Here is a 22,561-nt window from a genome sequence, read left to right as displayed (position 1 = left end):
GCGGGGTGTATCTGCTGCTTCCCCTGCTCGTCTTCGTCCTGATGGTCGCCGCCCTCGTCGACGCGATCACCCGCCGCGAAGACCAGGTCAAGCACCTGCCCAAGTTCGCCTGGGTGCTGTTCATCATCTTCTTGCCGTTCGTGGGCTCCGTGCTCTGGTTCACCCTCGGGCGCGAGTGGGACACGGCCTCGCGGGAGTCGATGAGCTTCGGCGACCCGCGCCGGTGGTCGCGGGACGAGCCGGCACCGCCCGCGCCCGCGAGCCGTCCGCAGCCCCGCGACTACCGCACGACCGCGCAGCAGCTCGCCGACCTCGAACGCGAGATCGAGATCGCCGAGCTCGAGGCCGAGGTCCGGCGGCGCCGTGCGCGCGGCGGCTCCTCGTCGTCGGAGGGGCCTCAGTCGCCCGAGGCCGGCTGACGCCGCCCGACGACCCGCCCGCGGGCGATCAGCCAGCCGGCGGTCGCGCCGAGGGTGTTGGCCACGACGTCCCACACGCTCGCGGTCCGCTGTGCGAGCAGAACGCCCTGCGCCGTCTCGATCACGGCAGAGATGATGAGCCCGGCGGGAATGACGTACGCCTGCCAGCGGGGCCAGCCCCGGGCCGCGCACCACCCGAACGGGACGAACAGGGCGATGTTGGCGGCGAACTCGATGCGGGCATAGGTCAGCCACGGCACGGCCGAGGTGATCGCCTGGAGGATCGGGCCGGCGTCGCGGTCGACGGGCGTCGGCCAGAACGCGATGAGCGCGAGGACGACGACGTAGCCGGCGAGCAGGACTCGCGCGGCGCGCGTCACCGCACGATGACGGTCGGAGAGCCGACGTGCGAGGCCACGCGCTCGCTGACCGACCCGAGCAGCAGACGTGACAGCCCGGTACGACCGTGCGAGCCGACGACCGTCAGCGTGGCGCCGCGGGAGGCGTCCTCGATGAGCGTCGAGGCGTCGCCGACGTCGATGCGCGTGCGCACCTCGAGCTGCGGGTGTTCCGCGCGCACCGGCTCGAGCATGCGGTCGAGCATCCCGGCGGTCGCTTCCGTCAGGTCGACCGGCATCGGCCCCGTCCAGAGGTCGAGGCCCGGCTCCGTGCCGACCGAGACCGGCTCCCATGCCGCGAGCGCCACGAGCGGCTGCCCCGTTCGCTGAGCCTCGCGAGCGGCGAAGTCGAGAGCGCGGGCCGAGACGTCCGACGCGTCGACGCCGACGAGCACGCCCTCCCTCGCCACGGCGGGAGCCCCGTCGTCGCTGCTGCGCTGGTCGGGCACGATCGCGATCGGGCAGTGCGCGTGCGCGATGAGCGTGCGATACGGATGACCGTGCTCTTCGGGGAGCACGAGGATCTCGGCATCCGCCGTGGCCGCGGCGACCCGATCGACATCGTCGCGCGTCGGGGCGATCAGCAGCTCACGCAGCGCGAGGCCGAGCGCCTCGGCCCGGCGCACCGCCCACTCGCGCGCCCCCGCGCCGGTCGCGTCGGTCACTCCCAGGATCACGTCGCCCATGGCCCCAGGGTATCGGCCACGGCGGACCGGCACGATGGGCCTCGCGGTCACCAGCGGTTAGAGTCAGTCCGTGGCACAGCGACCCGGCTCCGATGCATCGCATCCCGATGCCGGTCGCGATGCCGGTCCCTATGTCGTGAGCGGCCACTACGAAGCGCCGCCGCGTCCCGAACGGCCCGCACCGCCGCGGCCCTCTCGCCGGCGACGTCGGCTGCCTCGCTGGGCATGGATCGCGATCATCGTCGCCGCCGTCGCCCTCATCGTCGCCGGGATCGCCCTGGCGGTCTCCCTCGTGATGGGCGGAGTGCAGGCGCTCACGGCGAGACCCCCGGGCGTGGGCACCGCTTTCGTCGCGCCCGCGGAGTCGAAGGCCGCGCGCGCCGTCGCCGAGGGCGGCTCGGCCGACGAGGTCGCCGCCGCCGAGTACCTCGCCGCCCAGCCGACGGCGTACTGGCTCACCCCCGAACAGGACCCCATCGGCGAGGTCGGCGAGCGCGTGCTCAACATCGCACAGGAGGCCCGCGAGACGGATACGGCGATGGCCGTCGTCGTCTACGGCCTCCCCGGACGCGACTGCGGCAATCACTCCGCGGGCGGCCTCGACGAGGCGGACTACGAGACGTGGACGACGCAGATCGGCACGGCCCTGCGGTCGGTTCCGGACGTGAAGAAGGTCGTCATCGTCGAGCCCGACAGCCTCGCGCTCGCGCCCCAGTGCGGCAACGTCGACGAACGCGTCGACCAGCTGCGCGGCGCCCTGGGCCGCCTCACGGGCACGGACACCTGGGTGTACGTCGACGGCGGGCATTCGAACTGGCTCGGCGCCGACACGATGGCCGAGCTCGTCGAGCGGGTCGCGGTCTCGGGCGTCCGCGGCTTCGTGACGAACGTGTCGAACTTCAACGACACCTACGACGAGTTCGCCTACGCCCACGCCCTGTCTGATCGGCTCGGCGGCATGCACGCCCTCGTCGACACCTCGCGCAACGGCGCAGGCGCTCCCGGTGACGACGAGTGGTGCAATCCGCCGGGACGCACCGTGGGCGATCCGAGCGGCACCTACGGCGACGACGTCGTCGACACGAACCTGTGGATCAAGCCACCGGGAGAGAGCGACGGGCCGTGCAACGGCGGCCCCGACGCCGGCGTGTGGTGGCCCGCCGGGGCCGTCGAGCTCACCCGCGGCGTCGCGCCCTGACCCGCCTCGTTCGGACGACACTGCCGAGCCCCGTGCTTATGGCAAAATTACCCGAACCTGAGGGAGAAGAGTGGCGAGCATGATGTCCGAGCAGCTGAAGACGGCGGTCATCGTCGAGGACGACCCCGACATCCGCCATCTCCTCGTCGAAGTGCTCGAGGCGGCCGGATTCTCGACCGTCTCGGTGGGCAACGGCATCGACGGCATCCAGGCCGTGCTGTCGTACCGGCCGCTGCTGACGACCCTCGACGTCAACATGCCCGGCATCGACGGCTTCGAGGCCGCCCGGCGCATCCGCGCTCAGAGCGACACCTACATCATCATGCTCACCGGCCTGTCCGAAGAGGCCGATGTCGTCCTCGGTCTGGGCTCCGGTGCCGATGAGTACATCGTCAAGCCGTTCCGCCCGCGCGAGTTCCGCGCACGTGTCGACGCGCTGCTGCGACGCCCCCGCGCCGCCGCGCCCCAGCAGACTCCGCAGCAGGATTCGGTCGGCCCCTCGTTCCCCGGCGCGCGCCCCGCGGCCTCTACCCCGACGCCGGCACCGGCACCGGCCCCGGCGCCGACCCCCGCCGAGGCTGCGCCGATGTCGTACGAGGAGTACCTGGCCCGCTTCCCCGGCGCGGCCCCGCAACAGCCGATGCCGCAGCAGCCCGTGCCGCCCCAGCAGGTGCCACCGCAGCAGGTCATCGTCCACCACCCGAGCGATGCCCCGATGCCCGCCCCGGTCCCGACGGCCGGCGCCGACCTCGTCGTTCACCAGCCCGCCGGCGACCTCGTGCCGGCCGCGGGAGAGCACTGGCTCGCGCACCGCGACCTGCAGGTCGACACCGACACGCGGCTGGCCTACGTGTCCGGACGCGAGCTGGAGCTCACGCGCACCGAGTTCGATCTGCTCTCGACCCTGATGGCCTCGAAGCGCCGCGTGCGGTCGAAGGCCGACCTGACGCTCGTCCTGCGCGGTGAGTCCTACGTCACGAGCTACTTCGTCGGCGAGGCGGACAAGCGGGCGATCGAGGCGCACATGACGAACCTGCGCCGCAAACTCGGCGACAACCCGACGACCCCGCGCTACATCGAGACGGTTCGGGGCGTCGGGTACCGCATGACGTCGGAGACCGCAGCGGTCTGATCGCTCAGACCGGCATCCGGTTCAGACCTTGTAGCCGTTCTGACGACGGACGAGCTTCGAGAACATCAGCAGCGTCTGCAGCACGGTCACGACGCCGACGATCGGCCATCCGATCCACAGGATCGACGACTGCGCGACGGGTCCGATGAGGTTCCAGACCACGGCCATCGCCAGCAGCACGGCGGCGAGGATGACCATCGGCATCCAGTGACCGATGCTGCCGCCTCCGCTCTCGGCCTTGGCCTGCATCGCCCAGTTGTCGACCTTCTTCTTCGACAGGAACCGCGACCACGAGCGCATGAAGTGGCCGAGCCTGATCCACATGAACGCCTCCGCGGGGAAGACGAGGATCGCGAAGAGGATGTCGCGCTGGTTGTGGTCCTTGATGCTGCGGGCCATGCGGAGGTTCAGCAGCACGGCGACGAGCGGCGGGATCAGCCACAGCGGCGAGAAGACGAACGCGCTGATCGACAGCGAGCCGGCGAGCAGGACGAGGAACGCGACGCGCACGAACAGGTTCGTCAGCATCCCGAAGTTCTCGAACCAGCGCAGTCGCAGGTTCGGGTGGAACGGCTGTCCCTTCGTGTCGCCGCGCTGGCCCGGCCACATCAGCTCGATGGCGCCGTAGGTCCACTTCACCTGCTGCGCGTCGTACCCCTTGAGGGTCGTCATGCCGCCGACGTTGGCGCGGGCGTACGGGCTGATCTTCGTCAGGTAGCCCGCGCTCTTGATCTGCAGCGACAGCAGCGAGTCCTCGACCTCGGAGTCCTTCACCCACGGCGTCGACTGGTGGTTCTGCTTCATCGCGTCGCGCAGCGCGTTCGTCGAGAAGATCGAGAACTGCCCGCCGAGGACGGCCATGTTGCGTCCGCGCAGCAGGTTCTGCATGTTGAACGCCGCGAACTGCGTGCGCTGACCGGCGATGAGGAACTTGGCGATCGTTCCCTTGATGGGCTTGTCGTCGATCGAGTAGATGGCCGAGATGCCGCCGATGCGCGAATCGCCGACCGCCTCCGACTCCAGGTACTCGACCGCGCGCCGGTCGGCGATCGTGTCGCCGTCCACGCCGAGCAGGTAGTCGTACCCCTCCACGAGCGAGTAGCCGTAGTTGAGCGCCCCGACCTTCTTGTCGGGGTTCTTGCCGATGTCGTGGACGAAGACCTCGGTGAACTGCGTGCCGAGCTCGGTCGTGACCTCGTGCGGCCCGGCGTACCTGGCCGCGATCTTCACCGTGTTGTCGGAGGTATTGTTCGCAATGACGTGGATGACGTCCGGCACGCGCGTCTGGGCGAGCAGGCCCTCGATCACGTCGGCGATCGACTCCTCCTCGTTGTACGCCGGGATGACGCAGCCGATGGTGGAACGGTGGACCGTCGTGTTCTCGAGGACCGACTCGAAGTCGTCGGGGAACGCCGTCTCGAAGTGGTCGGCCAGCTGCACCGGCGCCTGCGGGGCGGGGTGCTGCTGCTGGCCGAACGCCGGGTTGGGCGTGTACGGCGTGTACGGCGTCTGAGTCATGCGGTCACATCCTGTGCGAGGTGATGGGCGGCTGTTGCCTGCCGGGAACCATTCTGGAACGCGCCGTGTTCAGAGAGGACGAAGTCAACCGCAATTTCTGCGCAAGGAATTCCGGGCGTCTGACGGTCAGGGAGTCGCGGTGGGAGCCGGCGCGGGAGCGGCATCCGCGGCCTGCTCGTCGCTGAAGATCGCGACCGGCAGGTACTGGTACACCGTCTGCTGGGTGAAGCTGGCGTCGTCGTTGGCGTTGCCCTCGACCCAGACAGTCATCGCGAACTCGAGCGTCATGCCGTAGGTGTCGGCCGGCAGCCCGTGGATGACCGTCTCGGGCACGTAGAGCCCGCCCTGGAAGCTGTTGAGCAGCAGCCCACGGTCGGAACGGATCGTGTCGCTGGGAACGAGCGTGCGCGGGTCGGCGCTGAACTGGAACGGGCTCTGCACCTGGCCCGAGGTCTGCGCGGTCTGCGAGGTGATCGAGATCGACGAGATGAACACGCGTCGCTTCTGCGAGAGCACCGACTTCTCGTCGACGCGGTTGTCGTGGACGTTGACGGCGAAGCCGAACGTCTTCTCGGCGCCGGGAGTCCACTCCTGCGTCCGCTTGGGGTCCTGAGCCCACACGTCGAGTCGCAGCTCGAGGTCCTGCGCCACGTCGGAGGAGAGCGAGACCGAACCGTCGTAGGTGAACTGCGAGTTGAAGGCCATGGCGGGCGACTGCGACGGCGCCGGCGCCGGAACCGCCGACACCGGCTCGCCCTGGACCGAGTTGATCATCCCGGTCAGCTGCGAGCAGCCCGACAGGGCGACGAGCGAGAGGGCGATGGCGCCCGCCGACACGGCGGTGCGGAGGGCACGAGTGCGGGATGCGGGTGTGCGGCGCGGAGACATGGCAGACCGGATTTCTCAAGGCGGGACCAGCGTCGGATGCCGCGGGCCTCGCCATACAAGCACCCCGGCCGACGCGATCCCGGCCGCTTTCCGATCTCTTCAGGTTGCCTTGCGGCGACCTTGAGGTTTCACCCGCCGTCGGCCTCGGATGCCGCCGCGATCGCGACGGTGATGCTGTCGGTCGCGGTCTGCTTCGCGAACTCGTCGGAGGTCGGCGTCGTCTGCACGAGGAAGTCGTAGGTGAACCGGATGGTCACGAACGTCGCCTCGGGCGGAACCTCTCCGACGTAGAAGGTCTGCGAGTAGCTGTAGGGCGAGAGCACGAGGTAGCCCGGGTTCGTGGCCGACTGGTCCGACGTCGGCGCGAGCGGGCTGAGGTCGCCCTGGGCGTTGCCGGGGACGGCGATCATCGTCGCCTTCTGCAGGTAGACCTTCTGTCCGTCGTCGGGACTGACGGTGGTCACGAGCGACAGGCTGACCGGTTTGAGGGCCGTCGCCGACCACCGATCCATCGACAGGTCCGACCAGTAGTTCAGCGACCCGGTCACGGCGCCGGCAGTCACCTGGCGCTCGGTCGACCCGCTCGAGAGGTCGTTCGGCACCGGTGGCGGTACGGCGGTGCGCGAGACGCTCGGAGAGGGCGCGGGACTGCTCGCGTCGCCGTCGTCACCGGACGGGAGGTTCCACGGCGCGGGCCCGCATCCCACGAGAGCCACAGCCATCACCGCTGTCGCGGCGGCCGTCCCCCAGCGTCGCTTCATCGAGTCCTCCGCTTCCTCTTGCAAAGTGTACGCACGCCCCCGCCCCTTAGAGTGATCGGGTGCGCACCGCTGACCAGCCCCGCCCTCTGCGCCGGACGCAGCTCGTCTTGGCAGCCTTCGCCGGGGCGCTCCTGATCGCCCTCGTCGCGATCGCCGCGTGGGTCGGGGTGCGCGGCGCCCTCGCCTACGGCGAGCTCCGCGAGGTCGAGGCATCCGCCCGCACCGCCGTCGATCTGATCGCCGACCCGGCGGCGGCCGCACCGCACATCAACGACGTCGCCGACCACGCCGAGCGGGCGCGCGAGCTCACGTCCGACCCGGTCTGGTCGCTCGTCGAGGGCACCCCCTGGGTCGGCCCTCAGCTCCACGCCGTCGGCACGATCGCCGCCGCGGCCGATGACATCGCGCGTGATGGCCTCCTCCCGCTCGCCGATGTCGCGTCGGCCTTCTCGCCCGATTCCTTCCGACCGGTCGACGGCCGCATCGACACCGCCGTGTTCCGCGAGATCGCCGAGCCCGCCCGCGCCGGCGCCGACACCGTGGCCGCCGCCGCGGCATCCGTGCGGGCTCTCGACGACACCCCCCTCATCGGCCCGGTGCGCGCCGCCGTCGACGACGTCACCGACCTCCTCGACACGGGCGCCACGGCCACGGACGCTCTCGCCCGCGCCGCCACGCTCCTGCCCGCGATGCTCGGCGCCTCCGGCGAACGCAACTATCTCTTGGCGTTCCAGAACAACGCCGAGTGGCGCTCGACGGGCGGCATCGTCGGCGCGATGGCGATCGTGCGCACCGTCGACGGCCGGATCGAGCTGGCCGGCCAGGCCTCGTCCTCGGATTTCTCGAACTTCGGCGACCCGGTGCTCCCCCTCGACGCCGAGGTCGAGCGCATCTACGAGACCCGTCCGGGCCGCTACATCCAGAACGTCACGCAGATCCCCGACTTCTCTGTCGGCGGGCCGCTCGCGCGAGAGATGCTCCTGCGGCAGACCGGGCAGAGCGTCGACGGTGTGATCGCGACCGACCCCGTCGCCCTGTCGTACATCCTCGACGCCACGGGCCCCATCGAGCTTCCGACGGGCGATGTGATCTCCGCCGACAACGCCGTCTCACTGCTCCTGAACGACGTGTACGCGCGCTACGAGAGCCCGCGCGAGCAGGACGCGTTCTTCGCCTCGGCGTCGGCAGCCGTCTTCGAGCGGCTCGCGGCCGGCGGCGCCGACCCGGCCAAGCTGATCGCCGCGCTCGGTCGTGCCGGCGACGAGCGACGGCTGCTGCTGTGGAGCGCGATCCCGGAGGACCAGGCGGTCCTGGCCGACACGACGCTGGCGGGTCCGCTGCCGACCACCGATGCCGACACCGCCGGGTTCGGAGTGTTCCTCAACGACGGCACCGGCTCGAAGATGGACTACTACGTCACCGCCGACACCCGCCTCGCCTGGGACACGTGCGCGGTGGGTGGCGACGGGCGCACCTCGTCGCCCGTGACGCTCGAGGTCACGATCGCGAACAACGCCCCGGCGGATGCCGCGACCTCGCTCCCGTCGTACGTCACCGGCGGCGGCAGCTTCGGCGTTCCCGCGGGCGTCGCCCGCACCGTCGCCTACCTGTACCTGCCCGAGGGCTACGCCCTGTCGTCTGCGGCCCGATCCGACGGCGCGGGCTTCGGCGGCGGCTCGCACGCCGGGCGCCAGGTGATGGTGTTCTCCTCCGATCTCGCGCCCGGCGAGTCGGTCACAGCCACCGTGAGCGTGGTCGCGCAGGGCGGTCCGACGACGGCGACAGCCGCCGTCACCCCGACGGTCGACGCGGACCGGCCTACCGTTGTTGTCGCTCGTTGCGGCGACGCATAGACTCACCGATCATGCGCCGCACCGTCTCCCTCGTCGCCGTCGCGACCCTCGCCGCCGCGATCATCGCGCTGCCGGCCGCGGCGTCCGCCGCCACCGGCGCGACCATCTACCCGCCGACGAACTCCTGCACGACCACGCCGAGCGCGTTCGTCGCCGGCGGCACGGTCGAGTTCGCCTGCGCCGAGGGCACGTTCGGTCCGGAGGAGGCCGTGACCATCACGGTCCGCGGCGAGAACGGCGCCGGCGTCACGTTCGCACGCGTCGCCTTCGCCGTCTCCACGGGCAGCACGGTGCGCGAATCGTCCGCCGAGGGCGCGCTCGCCCCCGTGGCCCTGACCTTCCCTTCCGACGCGGTCGGCGTCTACAACATCGAGGCGATCTCGGCGTCATCGGCCGGCGGCACCGCGAGCGCCTCGGTCGTCGACGCGGCCGGTCTTCCCGCCACCGGTGGCGACGCGCGCACCACGCTCGGGCTGTGGGTCGGGGGCGGCGCACTCGTGGCCGCGGGCGCGACGATCGCGCTCGCCTCGGTTGTGCGCCGCGCACGCGACGCGCGCTGAATCCCCCGTCCACGGCGCGCCGCCGGGCATCCGGATCGCGAAATGTTAACGCGATGGAAATGTTCCAGCTTGCATCCAGGACCTCCGACCCTGAATACTTGCTATGACCACTCCTGACGTAATCCTTAGTATTACTTCTCCGTTGGGTGTGAGCCTCCGGATGACCCCAAGGAAAGCAGGACACATGAAGAACCGTCTCATCAAGGCGGCGGCGGCCTCGGCCATCGCAGCAGCGGCTGTCTTTGCAGCCCCCGCGATCGCCAACGCTTACACCCCGGCACCGGTGGGCGGCTCGTCCGTCACCGTCACCGCGGGTGGCACCGTGACGATCGCGTTCAACAACTTCGAGCCCAACGAGTCCGTGACCGGCACCCTGACGGGCGAGAACGCTGCCGCCGGCAGCGTCGCGTTCGTCAAGTTCGCCGTGACCTCGACCAGCACCACCAAGGCCGCCAACGCTGCCGGTGAGGTCGCCTTCCAGGTGACTCTCCCCGCCAACGCGACCGGCGAGTACACCCTGACCGCTGCGGGCACCGTCTCGGGCGCCAGCACCGTCACCATCGCCGTTCCGGCCGCCGCCGGCGGCACGGGCGGCACCGGCGGATCGGGCACCCTGCCCGCCACCGGTGGCGACAACGCTGCTCTCCTCGGCCTGTGGATCGGCGGTGGCGCTCTCGCCCTCGCCGGCGGCAGCATCGCCGTGGCCAGCACGGTCCGCCGTCACCGCAACGCGGAGGCCGCTGCCTGATCAGGCGCAACGCATGATCGGATGCCCCGGAGCTTCGGCTCCGGGGCATCCGTCGTTCTCAGACCGGTTCGGGCGTCTCAGACCGGTTCAGCTCACACCGGTTCAGCACTGACCAGGATCGGCAGGTGGTCGCTCGCCCCCTGCGGCAGCGTCTGCACCCGTGAGATGTCGAACCCGACGCTCGTCGCGAAGTCGTAGTGCCCGCGGAAGAACTTGTACCGCGTGTACGTGCGGGCATCGCTGAGCGTCAGCTCGTACCCCTGCTTGCGCACCACCTGCCCGAGGTTCTCCTTGAAGACGGGGTAGTTGTAGTCGCCGACCATGAGGATCGGCAGGCCCGCGCCGAGCTCGGACAGCGCACCGAGCGCCGCCTGGATCTGGTTGCGGCGCAGCGAGTTGAGCGCGGTCAGCGGCGCCGCGTGGAAGCTCGCGACGATCAGGTCGCGCCCGTCGTCGATGTCGCGCAGCCGAACACCGAGCATGCGCTCCTCCGCGGGCTTCAAGACGCGGTCGTGCAGCGACTTCTTCAGCGCGAGCGAACGCACCTCGACGGCGCGGTAGGTGTTCTCGCGGTAGTAGACGGCGAGTCCGAGCCGGTTGCGGGCTGTGGCATCGGCCAGCCGCAGGCCGCCGATCCGGTCCGGGATGCCGCTGGTGTCGGCCTCCTGCAGGCACAGGACGTCGGCACCGTGCTGCTCGACGAGCTCGGAGAGCTCGGATGCGGCGCGGTGCTTGCGCAGGTTGTACGAGATGACCTTCATGGTGCCGCCAGGCTACGCCCGCTTCCTTTCGGTCAGGTGTCTGTTGCGCGGCGGGCGCGGGTCTGCTCCGCCCGCGCCGCGAGGAGGTCGTCGGCGGGGTACCCGACCTCTGTGAGGGTGAGCCCGCGAGCGGCGAGCACCGCGAAGGCGCTGGTGCGCTGACGCTCGTCGCGCAGCGCCGCCACGTCCTCGACGCCCAGCCGCCCCTCGCCGACCGCGACGCAGGCTCCGACGAGCGCGCGGACCATGCTGTGGCAGAACGCGTCGGCCTTGACGTTCGCGACCAGCACGCCGCTCTCGTCGCGCCGCCAGTCGAACTCGAGCAGCGTGCGGATCGTCGTCGCCTCGGGGCGCGGCTTGCAGTAGGACGCGAAGTCGTGCAGCCCGGTGAGGCTGCGGGCTGCGGCATCCATCGACGCGTCGTCGAGAGCGACGGGCACGAACGTCGTGCGGAAGCGCTCGAGCGGGTCGTATCCGGTCGTCCGGTCGGCGACCCGGTAGGCGTACCGTCGCCAGACCGCCGAGAACCGCGCATCGAAACCGGCCGGCGCTTCCGACGTCGCCCGCACGTGCACGTCTGCGTAGCGCCCGAGCACGCCGTTCAGCCGCCCGGCGAGGGCGGCCGGTTCGGGGTCGCGTCCGCGTCGCAGTCTCGCGGCCTGCGCCTCGCTCAGGTCGAGGTGCGCCACCTGGCCCGACGCGTGGACACCGGCATCGGTGCGCCCGGCCACGACGAGCTGAGCGTCGCCGCCGAGGACCCGGCTGACGGCGGCCTCGATCGACCCCTGCACGGTGCGCAGACCGGGCTGGCGCGCCCACCCCGAGAAACCCGATCCGTCGTAGGCGATGTCCAGTCTCAGGCGCACCCGATCAGTCTTCCAGCTCTGCGCGCGAGGGCGGGTTCGCCCCCGGCCGCGACACCGTGATCGCCGCGGCGCGCGCAGCGGTCCGCATCGCCTGCGCGAGCGCTTCGCCGTGGGCCGGCGCGCCGCTTTCGACGAGGGTGACGATGAGGCTCGCCATGAACGAGTCGCCCGCACCGATCGTGTCGGCCACGGTCACGGCGACCCCGGCGACCTCGACGATCGCACCGTCGGGCGCCCGGCCGATCGCTCCCTCTCCCCCGCGCGTCATGACGACCGCCGAGGCGCCGAGGTCGGCGATGGTCTCGAGCACCGTCCGCGAGCCGGCGCCGGGCCAGAGCCACGCGGCATCCTCGTCGCTGAGCTTCACGAGGTCGGCCGCGGCGGCCGCACGCGCGAAGCGCGCGTGTGCGCTCTCGCGCGAGCCGACGAGCGCCGGACGGATGTTCGGGTCGACCGTGACGACGGCGTGACCACGAGCCGACTCGAGGGCCGCGAGACAGGTCTCTCCGCCCGGATCGAGGAACAGCGCGATCGATCCGGTGTGCACGAGGACGGCATCGCCACGGGGAGCGGGCTCGACGACGCCGGCGACCTCGAACGTGTACTCGGCCGAGCCATCGGGGCGGATGCGGGCGTGCGCCGTGTCGGTGGCGGCGTCGGTCCACGACGCCTCGGCGATAACGGCGCCGGCCTCGCTCACGTGGCGGGCGACCCGCTCACCGCGCTCGTCGCGTCCGAGCCGCGTCGCCAACCGGGCGGGAACGCCGAGCCGGGCGACGCCCACCGCCACGTTCGCCGGGCTGCCTCCGACGTGCTCGGTCACACCATCGTCGGTCTCGACGATGTCGACCAACGCCTCACCCAGCACCAGCACCTCGGGAGCGCCCATGTTCCACCTGTTCTCGCGACACGGTCCGCGCGGGATCCGCGCCTCTCCTCCGGTCTACCACATCACCCCCAGGCACCCGCTCTACACTGGGAGGCTGCCGCCGCCCGTCCCCCCGACGACCCCGGACACAGCCGTATGACTCCTCCGCCTCTTCCGCGCGCCCGCATCGCGGGACTCGACGGCCTGCGCGCCGTCGCCGTGGTGCTCGTCGTCGTGTACCACCTCTTCCCCGACGCCTTCCTGCGGAGCGGCTACGTCGGCGTCGACGTGTTCTTCGTGATCTCCGGCTTCCTCATCACGACGCTCCTCCTGCGCGAACGTGCGCGCGAGGGGCGGATCCGGCTGCGACGCTTCTGGGCGAGGCGCGCGCGGCGCCTGCTGCCCGCCCTCGCGGCCGTCGTCACCGTGAGCGCCTCGCTGGCCTGGCTGGTCGGCGGCGACGTCCTCGTCGACATGGGCCTCCAGGTGCTGGGGGCGGCCACGTTCTCGTACAACTGGGTGTCGATGGCCGACGGCGGCACCTATTTCTCCGCGGCCGACCCCGAGATCTTCCGCAACCTGTGGTCGCTCGCGGTCGAGGAGCAGTTCTACCTGCTCTGGCCGCTCCTGCTGCCGCTCTTCCTCCTGCTTACCGGCCGCCGCTCGCGCGCCGCGGCCGCGCTGGGGCTCGCGGCGCTGTCGGCCGCGTGGGCGTTCGCGAGCGTCACCGCGGGCGCCGACCTCACTCGCGTCTATTTCGGCACCGACACGCACGCCTTCGGGCTCCTGATCGGCGTCGCCGTCGCGTTCGCCCTCCACGGCCTCGTCGTCAGGAGGTCGTCGGTCGCCGGCGTCGGACCCGTGTGGGGCGTGATCGTCGGAGCGCTCGCGACCGCGGGCATCGTGGCCGCCGCAGCCGTGGGCGGCGGCGAGGCGATCACGTTCCCGGCCTCGAGCCTCGCCGCGTCGCTCCTCACCGCCGTCGTGCTGCTGATCGCGGCGTGGCCGGGCTCGTGGTTCGGTCGCGCGCTCGACATCGCCCCGCTGCGGTGGCTCGGCGAACGGTCGTACGCGGTGTACCTGTGGCACTGGCCTCTCCTCGTGCTGCTGTCGTTCCAGCTCACCGGCGCGGGCCCCGAGACGGGCGTCCCGGTCCTGGCGGGCGCGGGCGTGGCGCTGGCTTCGGTCGTTCTGGCGGCCGGGTCGTACCGCTGGCTCGAGCAGCCCGTCCGCCGCCACGGATTCCGAGGTGCGCTCGCTCTGGCCCGCCACGGGCTGCGCGCCCGCCCGTCGCGGCGCGCCGCGACGCTGGCGGTCGCCCTCGTCGCGGCGCTCGCCCTCGGCGGCACGACGGCGGCGGTGGCGGCGGCGCCGCGCACCACGACGAGCCAGAGCGCGGTGGACGCCGGTCGCGATGCCCTGGAGCAGGCGCGGCGGCTGCCGACACCGGCCCCCGCGCCGGGGGCGCAGACGGTCGACGGCACCCGCGTGAGTGCCGTCGGCGACTCGGTCATGCTCGCCTCCGCCCCGGGGCTCCTCCAGGCGATGCCGGGTATCGAGGTCGACGCCGAGGTGTCGCGATCGCTGTGGGCCGGGGCGCGGATCATCGATGATCTGGCCGCCTCTGGCGAACTGCGCGAGTATGTCGTGGTCGGCCTCGGCACGAACGGCCCGGTCTCGACCGAGGCGCTGCAGAGCATCGTCGACGCCGCCGGCCCCGATCGCTACGTCATCCTGGTGAATGCGTACGGACCGCGGGACTGGATCCCCGGCGTCAACAGCGACCTCACGGCGTTCGCGGCGTCGCACCCTCGCGTCGCCGTCGCCGACTGGTCGCAGGCGATCGCCGGGCACGACGATCTGCTCGCCGGCGATCAGATCCACCCCGAGTCAGCCGGCGGCGACATCTACGCGCGCACGGTGAAGCGCGCGGTCGACGGTGCCGCGACCCAGCTCGCGGCGGCACAGTGGGCCGCCGAGCAGACCCGCACGACCCTGCTCGAACTGTTCGGCCGCGCCGAGGATCAGTAGCGGCGGACGAGCACCCGGTCGCGCTCGTACGGCGTGAACCCGAGACCGCCGTAGAGCGCGTTGGCGCCCGTCGGGCTCTCGGTGTCGACGTCGAGTACCGCCACGCCGAGGCCCGCTTCCCGCATTGCAGCGAGCGACCGCGAGATCACCGCCGGCGCCAGCCCGCGCCTGCGGTGCGACCGGACGACGCCGACGAGGTCGATGTACGCGTTGGGGCCGAGGACGGCGAAGTCGCCCTCGTTCACGGAAGCCAGGCAGAACGCGACGATCTCGCCGCCGTCGAGGGCCAGGGTGCACAGATCGGGCCGCAGGAACGGACCACCGATGAACTGCTGCCAACGCTCCGGCGGGCTCGGCAGGCTACCCCAGTGGTCGCGGAACGCGTCGTTGCGCGCCAGCCGCGCGTCCTCGGCACGATCGGACGAGAACGGCACCAGCTCGATGCCGTCCGGCGTCGTCACCTCGGCGATCGGTTCGGACAGGTCGCGGTGCATCGTCGAGAACCAGCGCTCGGTGCGGTAGCCGAGCGATTCGGCGATGCGCTCGAGAGCCGTGTCCTTCTCCGACGCGTACACCTGGATCTCGGCGGGCAGGCTCGCCGCCGCGGCATCCGCTGCCGCCGCCTCGCGCAGCTGCTCCTCGGCGCGTTCGTGCTGCCATCCGAAGAGCGCGGTGCCGATCCCGCGGCCGCGCCGGTCGGGCCGCACCGCGCCGGTGAGGTAGATGTGCAGGTGCTCCTCGCGCGAGGGATGCAGGGTGACGGTACCGACCGCGAGCGCCTCGCCGGTCTCATCGAACGCGATCAACGTGTCGCGTTCATGGTCGACGTGCGACAGCTCGAACGTCTCGGCGACGTCCTCGCGCGGAGTCGTCCATGTCGGGTGGTCCACCCGGTCGGCGGCCACCAGCACGCCGTGGATGACGTCGATGTCGTCGCGGGTCGCCGTGCGCCAGTGCGCGACGGCGGGGCAGGTCGGTGCGTTCGGCGTGCTCACCCTTCCACCCTTGCACATCGGGCCCGCACCCTCCGAAGAGAGTGCGGGCCCGATGTCAGCGCGAGGCGCTGTTACTTCTTGTCGTCCTCGGCGGGAGCCTCAGCGGCGTCCTCGGCGGCAGCCTCAGCGGCTGCGCCCTCCTCCGGCGACTCGGCGCCGGCGCCGGCCGCGGCGTCGTCGGCGGGAGCCTCGGTGGTCTCCTCGACGGGAGCCTCCTCGACCGGAGCCTCCTCGGCGGCGGCCGGAGCGGCAGCAGCCGACTTCTTGGCCGACTTCGGCTTCGGGTTCACCGGCTCGAGCACGAGCTCGATGACAGCCATGGGAGCGTTGTCGCCCTTGCGGTTGCCGATCTTGGTGATGCGCGTGTAGCCACCCTCGCGCTCGGCGACGAGCGGAGCGATCTCGGCGAAGAGCTCGTGAACGACGCTCTTGTCGCCGATGACCGACGCGACGCGACGGCGGGCGTGCAGGTCGCCGCGCTTCGCGAAGGTCACCAGACGCTCGGCGTACGGACGCAGGCGCTTGGCCTTGGTCTCGGTCGTGGTGATCGACTTGTGGGTGAACAGGGCCGCGGCGAGGTTCGCGAGAAGCAGGCGCTCGTGTGCGGGGCCGCCTCCGAGGCGGGGACCCTTGGTGGGCTTAGGCATTTTTGATTACTCCAGGAAGAAAGGGGGGCTCAGAGGTTCTCGTCGTCGTATCCGCCGTAGAAGTGCGCACCGTCGAACCCGGGAACCGAGTCCTTCAGCGACAGGCCGAGCGAGACGAGCTTGTCGCGCACCTCATCGACCGACTTCTGACCGAAGTTGCGGATGTTCATGAGCTGGGTCTCCGAGAGGGCGACCAGCTCGGACACCGTGTTGATGCCCTCGCGCTTGAGGCAGTTGTACGAGCGGACCGACAGGTCGAGGTCCTCGATCGGCATCGACAGCTCGTTGGTGAGAACCTCGGCGACCGGCGCGGGGCCGATCTCGATGCCCTCGGCCTCGACGTTCAGCTCGCGGGCGAGACCGAACAGCTCGACGAGCGTACGACCGGCCGAAGCGACGGCGTCGCGCGGCGAGATGGACGCCTTCGACTCGACGTCGAGGACGAGCTTGTCGAAGTCGGTGCGCTCACCGGCACGGGTGGCCTCGACGCGGTAGCTGACCTTGAGCACGGGCGAGTAGATCGAGTCGATCGGGATCTGACCGGCCTCGGCGTACTCGTTGCGGTTCTGGGTCGCGGAGACGTAGCCGCGACCGCGCTCGATGACGAGCTCGAGCTCGAACTTCGCGCTGTCGTTGAGCGTCGCGATGACCAGGTCGGGGTTGTGCACCTCGACACCGGCGGGAGCCGAGATGTCGGCGGCCGTGACCTCACCGGCACCGGTCTTGCGCAGGTACGCCGTGATGGGCTCGTCGCGCTCGGACGAGACGACCAGCTGCTTGATGTTGAGGATGATCTCGGTGACATCCTCCTTCACGCCCGGAATCGTGCTGAACTCGTGCAGCACACCGTCGAAACGGATGCTGGTGACGGCGGCACCCGGGATGGACGACAGCAGGCTGCGGCGCAGCGCGTTGCCGATGGTGTAGCCGAAGCCGGGCTCGAGCGGCTCGACGACGAACCGGCTGCGGAACTCGCCGATCTTCTCCTCGGTCAGAGTGGGACGCTGTGCGATGAGCACTATGTGTTCCTTTCGATCACGTGACCGCTATATGACACGTGCAATTCAGTGAGGTGTTGAGTTTTCAAGGAAACGACGGAAGTCCGGATGCCGCGCGATGCGGCATCCGGATCCGTGTCAGCTCAGACGCGGCGGCGCTTGGGGGGACGGCAGCCGTTGTGGGCCTGCGGCGTGACGTCCTGGATGGACCCCACCTCGAGGCCGGCGGCCGTCAGCGAGCGGATCGCGGTCTCGCGGCCCGAACCGGGGCCCTTGACGAAGACGTCGACCTTCTTGACGCCGTGCTCCTGCGCCTGGCGCGCAGCGGACTCGGCGGCCATGCCGGCGGCGTAGGGGGTCGACTTGCGCGAGCCCTTGAAGCCGACGCCACCCGAGGAGGCCCAGCTGATGACGGCGCCCGACGGGTCGGTGATCGAGACGATCGTGTTGTTGAACGTCGACTTGATGTGGGCGTGGCCCAGCGCGATGTTCTTCTTCTCCTTGCGGCGCGGCTTGCGCGCTGCGGACTTGGCCTGTGCCATGTGCGTGTTCTCCTAAACCTGTGGGGGCCGCGCCTTAGCGCGCCTTCTTCTTGCCGGCGACGGTGCGCTTGGGACCCTTGCGCGTACGCGCGTTGGTCTTGGTGCGCTGACCGCGCACGGGCAGGCCACGGCGGTGGCGCAGACCCTCGTAGGAACCGATCTCGACCTTGCGGCGGATGTCGGCGGCGACCTCGCGGCGCAGGTCACCCTCCACCTTGTAGTTGCCCTCGATGTAGTCGCGGAGCGCGACGAGCTGGTCGTCGGTGAGGTCCTTGACGCGGATGTTCTCGTCGATCTCCGTCGCTGCGAGGATCTCGTTCGAGCGGGTACGGCCCACGCCGTAGATGTACGTGAGGGCGATCACCACGCGCTTGTCGCGCGGGATGTCAACGCCGGCAAGACGTGCCATGCGGTTCTCCTAGGAGTAATCGAAGGTGTGGAGCAGGATCGGTGCTCGGGCCTTCGTCCCGAGGTGTCCCCCGCCGGCTGCGCCGCGCGGGTTCTGATCTGCCTGAGGTGTATTGAGTTGTCGTCGTACCGGGTGCCGCGCGGACGCGGCATCCGATCAGCCCTGGCGCTGCTTGTGACGCGGGTTCGACTTGCAGATGACCATGACGCGACCGTGGCGACGGATGACCTTGCAGTGGTCGCAGATGGGCTTGACGGAGGGGTTGACCTTCATGATGTTCCTGATTCGCTGTCTTCGCCGACGGAGCAGGGGCTCCGGGGCGTTACTTCTCGACCGGCGTGCGCTGGGCTCAGCGGTAGCGGTAGACGATGCGACCGCGGGTCAGGTCGTAGGGGCTGAGCTCCACGACCACGCGGTCTTCGGGGATGATGCGGATGTAGTTCTGCCGCATCTTGCCCGAGATCGTTGCGAGGACCTTGTGTCCGTTGCTGAGCTCGACGCGGAACATCGCGTTGGGCAGAGCCTCGGAGATCACGCCCTCGATCTCGATGACACCGTCTTTCTTCGCCATACGCTCGCTTACAGTTGTGCAGGCCGGTCGGTCTGCGTTGGATGGGATTTTCGGTGACACGCCAAGAGAGGCGCAACGCACCAAAGAGCAAGCATACGCGCTACCGCACGCTCGAGCAACTCGCCGTATCTCGCACGGCGCGTCGCCCCGCTCCGCTCAGTTGAAGAGCGTCGCGAACGAACCGCGGGCCGGGATCGTGCTGTTCGAGATCGTCTCGCCGTTGACGGCGATCGTCGGCGTTCCGACGCGGTCCGATCCGGGCTGGAGCGGCGTCTCCTTGGTCTTCGCGGCGACGTAGGACTCGTAGGTGCGGTCGGTGACGCACGAGTCGATGCCCGTCACCCCCGCATCGGATGCGATCTGCAGGAGCTGCTCGTCGGTGAGACCCGTCGACTGCTCGGCGGGCTGCTGCTCGAAGAGGGCCTGCATGAACGGGACGGCGGCGTCGGGATCGGCCTCGGCTACGCAGTACATCGCATTGGCCGAACGCGTCGAGTACTCGGTGCCCTGCGACGCACGGTCGAGGATCGAGATCGGGTGGATCTTGAGGGTGATCGTTCCGTCGTTCACGAGATCGAGGATCTCGGGTCCGTAGGTCGTCTCGAACTGACCGCAGATCGGGCACATGAAGTCGACATACGTGTCGAGCGTCTGCGAGCCGTCTCCGACGACGACGGCGCCGGTCTCCTGCTCGATGCCCGACCCCGTGGGCGGGGTGCCGGGGTCGGTCGCGCTGTTGTTCATCCACACGACCAGCGCGACGATGAGGGCCACCACGACCACCACGGCCGTCGACACCCAGATCGCGAACCAGTTGGTCTTGCCCGTCGCCGCAGTAGCCATCACTTCTCTCCTCAGCCGATTTCCGTCGGCACGATTCCATACGGGGCGAGCCCCGCGGCGCCACCGTCGGGCGCCGTGAGAACCCAGATGCCCCCATCATGCACCGCGACGCTATGTTCCCAATGGGAGCCGTCCGAGCCGTCGATCGTCGAGACCGTCCAGTCGTCGTCCTCGGTGAACGTCTCCTCCGAGCCGGCCACGACCATCGGCTCGATCGCGAGCACGAGACCGGGCTTCACCTCGGGGCCCAGGTCGGCCACGCGGTAGTTGAAGACCGAGGGCGCTTCGTGCATCTTGCGGCCGATGCCGTGCCCGACGTAGTCGCGCAGGATGCCGTACTGCTCGCCGGACGCCTCGATCGAGGTCTGGATCGCGTCACCGATCTCGCCGATGCGCTTGGCGCTGGCCATGGCGGCGATGCCGGCCCACAGCGATTCCTCGGTGACCTGCGACAGCCGCTCGCGCGACGCAACGAGCTCCGGTCGCTCGGGATCGGGGATGACGATCGTGAACGCCGAGTCGCCGTTCCAGCCGCGGAACTGCGCGCCGGCGTCGATCGAGAGGATGTCGCCCGGCTCCAGCGGACGCGAGTTCGGGATGCCGTGCACGACCTGCTCGTTGACCGAGGCGCACACGGTGTGGCGGTAGCCCCGGACGAGCTGGAAGTTCGACTCGGCACCGCGTGAGCGGATCACGTCCGCGGCGATGGCATCGAGCTCGAGCGTCGTCACGCCCGGCGCGACGTGGTCGCGCACCGCCTGCAGGGCCGCGGCCGTGATCAGGCCGGGCTCGACCATCGCCTGCAGCTGCGCGGGCGACTTGTAGATGGAGCGGCGACCGATCACGCCGTGATGCCGCGGGCCGTCAGAGCCGCGGTGATCCGCTCGGTGATCTCGTCGAGCGAGCCGACACCGTCGATCTGATCGACGATCCCGCGCTCGCGGAAGACGTCGAGGATCGGGGCGGTCTCGTTCTCGTAGATCGAGAGGCGCTTGGCGATCGACTCCTCGTTGTCGTCGTCGCGACCCTGCTCGGCCGCACGCTTGGAGAGTCGCGCGATGGACTCCTCGCGGGGGACGACGAGCTCGATCACGGCCGTCAGCTCTTCGCCGCGACCCTGGAGGAAACCGTCGAGATCGCGGACCTGAGCCAGGTTGCGCGGGTACCCGTCGAGCAGGAAGCCGCCGGCAGCGTCGGCCTGCTCCAGCCGGCCGCGCACGATCGCGCTCGTCAGCTCGTCGGGAACCAGGTCGCCGGCGTCGATGATCGCCTTGACCTGCTGGCCGAGCTCGGTGCCCTCCTTGACGTTCGCCCGGAAGACGTCGCCCGTCGAGACGGTGGGGATGCCCAGCGCCTCGGCGATGCGCACTCCCTGAGTACCCTTGCCCGAGCCCTGGGGCCCGACGATCAGCAGACGTGCAGCCGTCATCGCAGCAGCCCTTCGTAGTGGCGCTGCTGGAGCTGCGCGTCGATCTGCTTCACCGTCTCGAGACCGACACCGACGATGATGAGGATCGAGGCGCCGCCGAACGGGAAGTTCTGGTTGGCACCGACCGTCGCCAGCGCGATCAGCGGAAGCAGGGCGATGAGACCCAGGTAGATCGAGCCGGGAGCGGTGATGCGGGTGAGGACGTAGTCGAGGTACTCCGCGGTGGGCCGGCCGGCGCGGATGCCGGGGATGAACCCGCCGTACTTCTTCATGTTGTCCGCGACGTCGACCGGGTTGAACGTGATGGCGACGTAGAAGTAGGTGAAGCCGATGATCAGCAGGAAGTAGACCGCCATGTACAGCGGGCTGTCGCCCGTCGTGAAGTACTGCTGGATCCACGCCACCCAGCCGGGCACGTTGCCGTCGGCATCCGGGTTCTGGTTGAACTGCGCGATCAGCGCGGGGATATACAGCAGCGACGACGCGAAGATGACCGGGACGACACCCGCCATGTTGACCTTGATGGGAATGTACGTGTTCGTGCCGCCGTACGTGCGCCGGCCGACCATGCGCTTGGCGTATTGGACCGGGATGCGCCGCTGCGACTGCTCGACGAAGACGACGAGGGCGACGACGGCGATGCCCACCGCGAGCACGAGCAGGAAGATCTCGAAGCCGCGGGCGATCGCGATCGACCAGAGGGCCGCGGGGAACGTGGCGGCGATCGAGGTGAAGATGAGGATCGACATGCCGTTGCCGACGCCGCGCTCGGTGACGAGCTCGGCGAACCACATGATCAGGCCGGTGCCGGCGGTCATCGTGATGATCATCAGGAGCTGGGCGTACCAGGCTTCCGAGGTCACGAGCTGGGCGCACTCGGGAACACCGGTCACCGGGATCAGCTGACCCGAGCGGGCGACCGTGACGAGCGTCGTGGACTGCAGCAGCGCCAGCGCGATGGTCAGGTAGCGGGTGTACTGCGTGAGCTTCGCCTGGCCGGACTGACCCTCCTTGTAGAGGGTCTCGAAGTGCGGGATGACCACGCGCAGCAGCTGCACGATGATCGTCGCGGTGATGTACGGCATGACGCCGAGCGCGAAGATCGACAGCTGCAGCAGGGCGCCGCCCGAGAACAGGTTCACGAGCGAGAGCAGGCCCTGCGCGGTGCCGCTCTGGTCGAGACAGCTCTGCACGTTCGGGAAGTTCACGAACGGCGTCGGCACGTGCGCGCCCAGGCGGTAGATGGCGATGATCGCCAGGGTGAAGCCGATCTTCCGCCGGAGATCCGGAGTGCGGAAGACCCGCGCTATGGCGCTGAACAAGTGGATTCCTCCCAAGGGATGGGCGGCGTCTCGGGAAGACACCGTCAACCAGGGTATCCCAGGCCGTTCACAGGCGCGCCTCGGATACGACGAAGCGAGGGCCGGAGCGAACTCCGGC

The 22,561-nt window shown here is 70.1% G+C and carries 26 protein-coding genes; 7 read left to right on the top strand and 19 right to left on the bottom strand.

Annotation, left to right across the window (positions count from 1 at the left end; genetic code table 11):
* Positions 1–5 precede the first annotated feature (5 nt).
* Positions 6–419 carry a PLD nuclease N-terminal domain-containing protein gene (locus DO944_RS14310; protein ID WP_309300114.1) on the top strand — a complete coding sequence of 138 codons (414 nt, stop codon included), beginning with the start codon at positions 6–8 and terminating at the stop codon, positions 417–419.
* Here DO944_RS14310 and DO944_RS14305 read toward each other — a convergent pair.
* Together DO944_RS14305 and DO944_RS14300 are read right to left on the bottom strand one after the other, a co-directional pair.
* Complete coding sequence (locus DO944_RS14305; protein ID WP_112617809.1) at positions 398–799, bottom strand: VanZ family protein; 402 nt, start codon at positions 797–799, stop codon at positions 398–400. The genes DO944_RS14310 and DO944_RS14305 overlap by 22 nt on opposite strands.
* Positions 796–1,503, bottom strand: coding sequence for a universal stress protein (locus DO944_RS14300; protein ID WP_112617808.1), 708 nt, complete (start codon positions 1,501–1,503; stop codon positions 796–798). Before DO944_RS14300 ends, DO944_RS14305 begins: the two co-directional genes overlap by 4 nt.
* Positions 1,504–1,573: 70 nt before the next feature.
* Between DO944_RS14300 and DO944_RS14295 the strand changes: the two genes are divergently transcribed.
* Positions 1,574–2,701 (top strand): glycoside hydrolase family 6 protein, encoded by a 1,128-nt coding sequence (locus DO944_RS14295; protein WP_258524767.1) that lies wholly within the window; start codon positions 1,574–1,576, stop codon positions 2,699–2,701.
* Positions 2,702–2,780: 79 nt separating this feature from the next.
* Positions 2,781–3,833 carry a response regulator transcription factor gene (locus DO944_RS14290; protein WP_220118364.1) on the top strand — a complete coding sequence of 351 codons (1,053 nt, stop codon included), beginning with the start codon at positions 2,781–2,783 and terminating at the stop codon, positions 3,831–3,833.
* Positions 3,834–3,854: 21 nt separating this feature from the next.
* Here DO944_RS14290 and DO944_RS14285 read toward each other — a convergent pair whose 3' ends face one another.
* The 3 genes from DO944_RS14285 to DO944_RS14275 form a co-directional block, all read right to left on the bottom strand.
* Positions 3,855–5,351, bottom strand: coding sequence for a glycosyltransferase (locus tag DO944_RS14285; RefSeq protein ID WP_112617807.1), 1,497 nt, complete (start codon positions 5,349–5,351; stop codon positions 3,855–3,857).
* A gap of 126 nt (positions 5,352–5,477) precedes the next feature.
* Positions 5,478–6,239 carry a fructose 1,6-bisphosphatase gene (locus DO944_RS14280; RefSeq protein WP_112617806.1) on the bottom strand — a complete coding sequence of 254 codons (762 nt, stop codon included), beginning with the start codon at positions 6,237–6,239 and terminating at the stop codon, positions 5,478–5,480.
* A gap of 128 nt (positions 6,240–6,367) precedes the next feature.
* A complete protein-coding gene (locus DO944_RS14275) occupies positions 6,368–7,000 on the bottom strand; it encodes a hypothetical protein (RefSeq protein WP_112617805.1) in 633 nt (210 codons plus the stop codon).
* A gap of 59 nt (positions 7,001–7,059) precedes the next feature.
* Here DO944_RS14275 and DO944_RS14270 point away from each other — a divergent pair, with 59 nt between their 5' ends.
* The 3 genes from DO944_RS14270 (at position 7,060) to DO944_RS14260 (ending at position 10,161) form a co-directional block, all read left to right on the top strand.
* Positions 7,060–8,853 carry a DUF4012 domain-containing protein gene (locus tag DO944_RS14270; RefSeq protein WP_240309770.1) on the top strand — a complete coding sequence of 598 codons (1,794 nt, stop codon included), beginning with the start codon at positions 7,060–7,062 and terminating at the stop codon, positions 8,851–8,853.
* An 11-nt stretch (positions 8,854–8,864) separates the two neighbouring features.
* Positions 8,865–9,413 carry a cell wall protein gene (locus tag DO944_RS14265; protein ID WP_112617804.1) on the top strand — a complete coding sequence of 183 codons (549 nt, stop codon included), beginning with the start codon at positions 8,865–8,867 and terminating at the stop codon, positions 9,411–9,413.
* A gap of 184 nt (positions 9,414–9,597) precedes the next feature.
* Complete coding sequence (locus tag DO944_RS14260) at positions 9,598–10,161, top strand: hypothetical protein (protein ID WP_112617803.1); 564 nt, start codon at positions 9,598–9,600, stop codon at positions 10,159–10,161.
* A 92-nt stretch (positions 10,162–10,253) separates the two neighbouring features.
* On the opposite strand, the gene DO944_RS14255 is transcribed toward DO944_RS14260, so the two are convergent.
* The 3 genes from DO944_RS14255 to DO944_RS14245 are packed head-to-tail and all read right to left on the bottom strand — an operon-like array spanning position 10,254 to position 12,677.
* Entirely contained in the window at positions 10,254–10,922 is a 669-nt protein-coding gene (locus tag DO944_RS14255) for an endonuclease/exonuclease/phosphatase family protein (protein ID WP_112617802.1), read from the bottom strand.
* A 32-nt stretch (positions 10,923–10,954) separates the two neighbouring features.
* Complete coding sequence (gene truA / locus DO944_RS14250; protein WP_112617801.1) at positions 10,955–11,788, bottom strand: tRNA pseudouridine(38-40) synthase TruA; 834 nt, start codon at positions 11,786–11,788, stop codon at positions 10,955–10,957.
* Positions 11,789–11,792: 4 nt separating this feature from the next.
* A complete protein-coding gene (locus DO944_RS14245) occupies positions 11,793–12,677 on the bottom strand; it encodes a PfkB family carbohydrate kinase (protein WP_112617800.1) in 885 nt (294 codons plus the stop codon).
* 135 nt (positions 12,678–12,812) lie between these two features.
* Here DO944_RS14245 and DO944_RS14240 point away from each other — a divergent pair, with 135 nt between their 5' ends.
* A complete protein-coding gene (locus tag DO944_RS14240; RefSeq protein ID WP_112617799.1) occupies positions 12,813–14,687 on the top strand; it encodes an acyltransferase family protein in 1,875 nt (624 codons plus the stop codon).
* Here the strand turns inward: DO944_RS14240 and DO944_RS14235 are convergent.
* The 11 genes from DO944_RS14235 to secY form a co-directional block, all read right to left on the bottom strand.
* On the bottom strand, positions 14,681–15,682 hold the full coding sequence (locus tag DO944_RS14235) for a GNAT family N-acetyltransferase (RefSeq protein ID WP_258524766.1): 1,002 nt from the start codon (positions 15,680–15,682) through the stop codon (positions 14,681–14,683). The genes DO944_RS14240 and DO944_RS14235 overlap by 7 nt on opposite strands.
* Before the next feature lie 71 nt (positions 15,683–15,753).
* A complete protein-coding gene (gene rplQ / locus DO944_RS14230; RefSeq protein ID WP_112617797.1) occupies positions 15,754–16,329 on the bottom strand; it encodes a 50S ribosomal protein L17 in 576 nt (191 codons plus the stop codon).
* Between the two features lie 29 nt (positions 16,330–16,358).
* Entirely contained in the window at positions 16,359–17,348 is a 990-nt protein-coding gene (locus tag DO944_RS14225; RefSeq protein ID WP_023954080.1) for a DNA-directed RNA polymerase subunit alpha, read from the bottom strand.
* Positions 17,349–17,470: 122 nt separating this feature from the next.
* Positions 17,471–17,869: a 30S ribosomal protein S11 gene (gene rpsK, locus DO944_RS14220; protein ID WP_023954078.1), complete on the bottom strand. Its 399-nt coding sequence runs from the start codon at positions 17,867–17,869 to the stop codon at positions 17,471–17,473.
* Positions 17,870–17,903: 34 nt separating this feature from the next.
* Positions 17,904–18,278 carry a 30S ribosomal protein S13 gene (gene rpsM / locus DO944_RS14215; RefSeq protein ID WP_023954076.1) on the bottom strand — a complete coding sequence of 125 codons (375 nt, stop codon included), beginning with the start codon at positions 18,276–18,278 and terminating at the stop codon, positions 17,904–17,906.
* A gap of 156 nt (positions 18,279–18,434) precedes the next feature.
* On the bottom strand, positions 18,435–18,551 hold the full coding sequence (rpmJ, locus tag DO944_RS14210; protein WP_005050492.1) for a 50S ribosomal protein L36: 117 nt from the start codon (positions 18,549–18,551) through the stop codon (positions 18,435–18,437).
* Positions 18,552–18,627: 76 nt separating this feature from the next.
* Positions 18,628–18,849, bottom strand: coding sequence for a translation initiation factor IF-1 (infA, locus tag DO944_RS14205; RefSeq protein ID WP_017201569.1), 222 nt, complete (start codon positions 18,847–18,849; stop codon positions 18,628–18,630).
* 156 nt (positions 18,850–19,005) lie between these two features.
* Positions 19,006–19,692 (bottom strand): thioredoxin domain-containing protein, encoded by a 687-nt coding sequence (locus DO944_RS14200; RefSeq protein ID WP_112617796.1) that lies wholly within the window; start codon positions 19,690–19,692, stop codon positions 19,006–19,008.
* An 11-nt stretch (positions 19,693–19,703) separates the two neighbouring features.
* Entirely contained in the window at positions 19,704–20,537 is an 834-nt protein-coding gene (map, locus tag DO944_RS14195) for a type I methionyl aminopeptidase (protein WP_181574260.1), read from the bottom strand.
* Positions 20,534–21,121, bottom strand: a complete 588-nt coding sequence (locus DO944_RS14190; RefSeq protein ID WP_112617795.1) for an adenylate kinase — start codon at positions 21,119–21,121, stop codon at positions 20,534–20,536. Before DO944_RS14190 ends, map begins: the two co-directional genes overlap by 4 nt.
* Positions 21,118–22,443 carry a preprotein translocase subunit SecY gene (secY, locus tag DO944_RS14185; RefSeq protein ID WP_112617794.1) on the bottom strand — a complete coding sequence of 442 codons (1,326 nt, stop codon included), beginning with the start codon at positions 22,441–22,443 and terminating at the stop codon, positions 21,118–21,120. The genes DO944_RS14190 and secY overlap by 4 nt, the downstream gene beginning before the upstream one ends.
* Positions 22,444–22,561 lie beyond the last annotated feature (118 nt).

Source organism: Microbacterium sp. SMR1 (assembly GCF_003289625.1).
GTDB classification, from domain to species: Bacteria; Actinomycetota; Actinomycetes; order Actinomycetales; family Microbacteriaceae; genus Microbacterium; species Microbacterium plantarum.
This window is presented reverse-complemented; position numbering and strand designations above follow the sequence as displayed.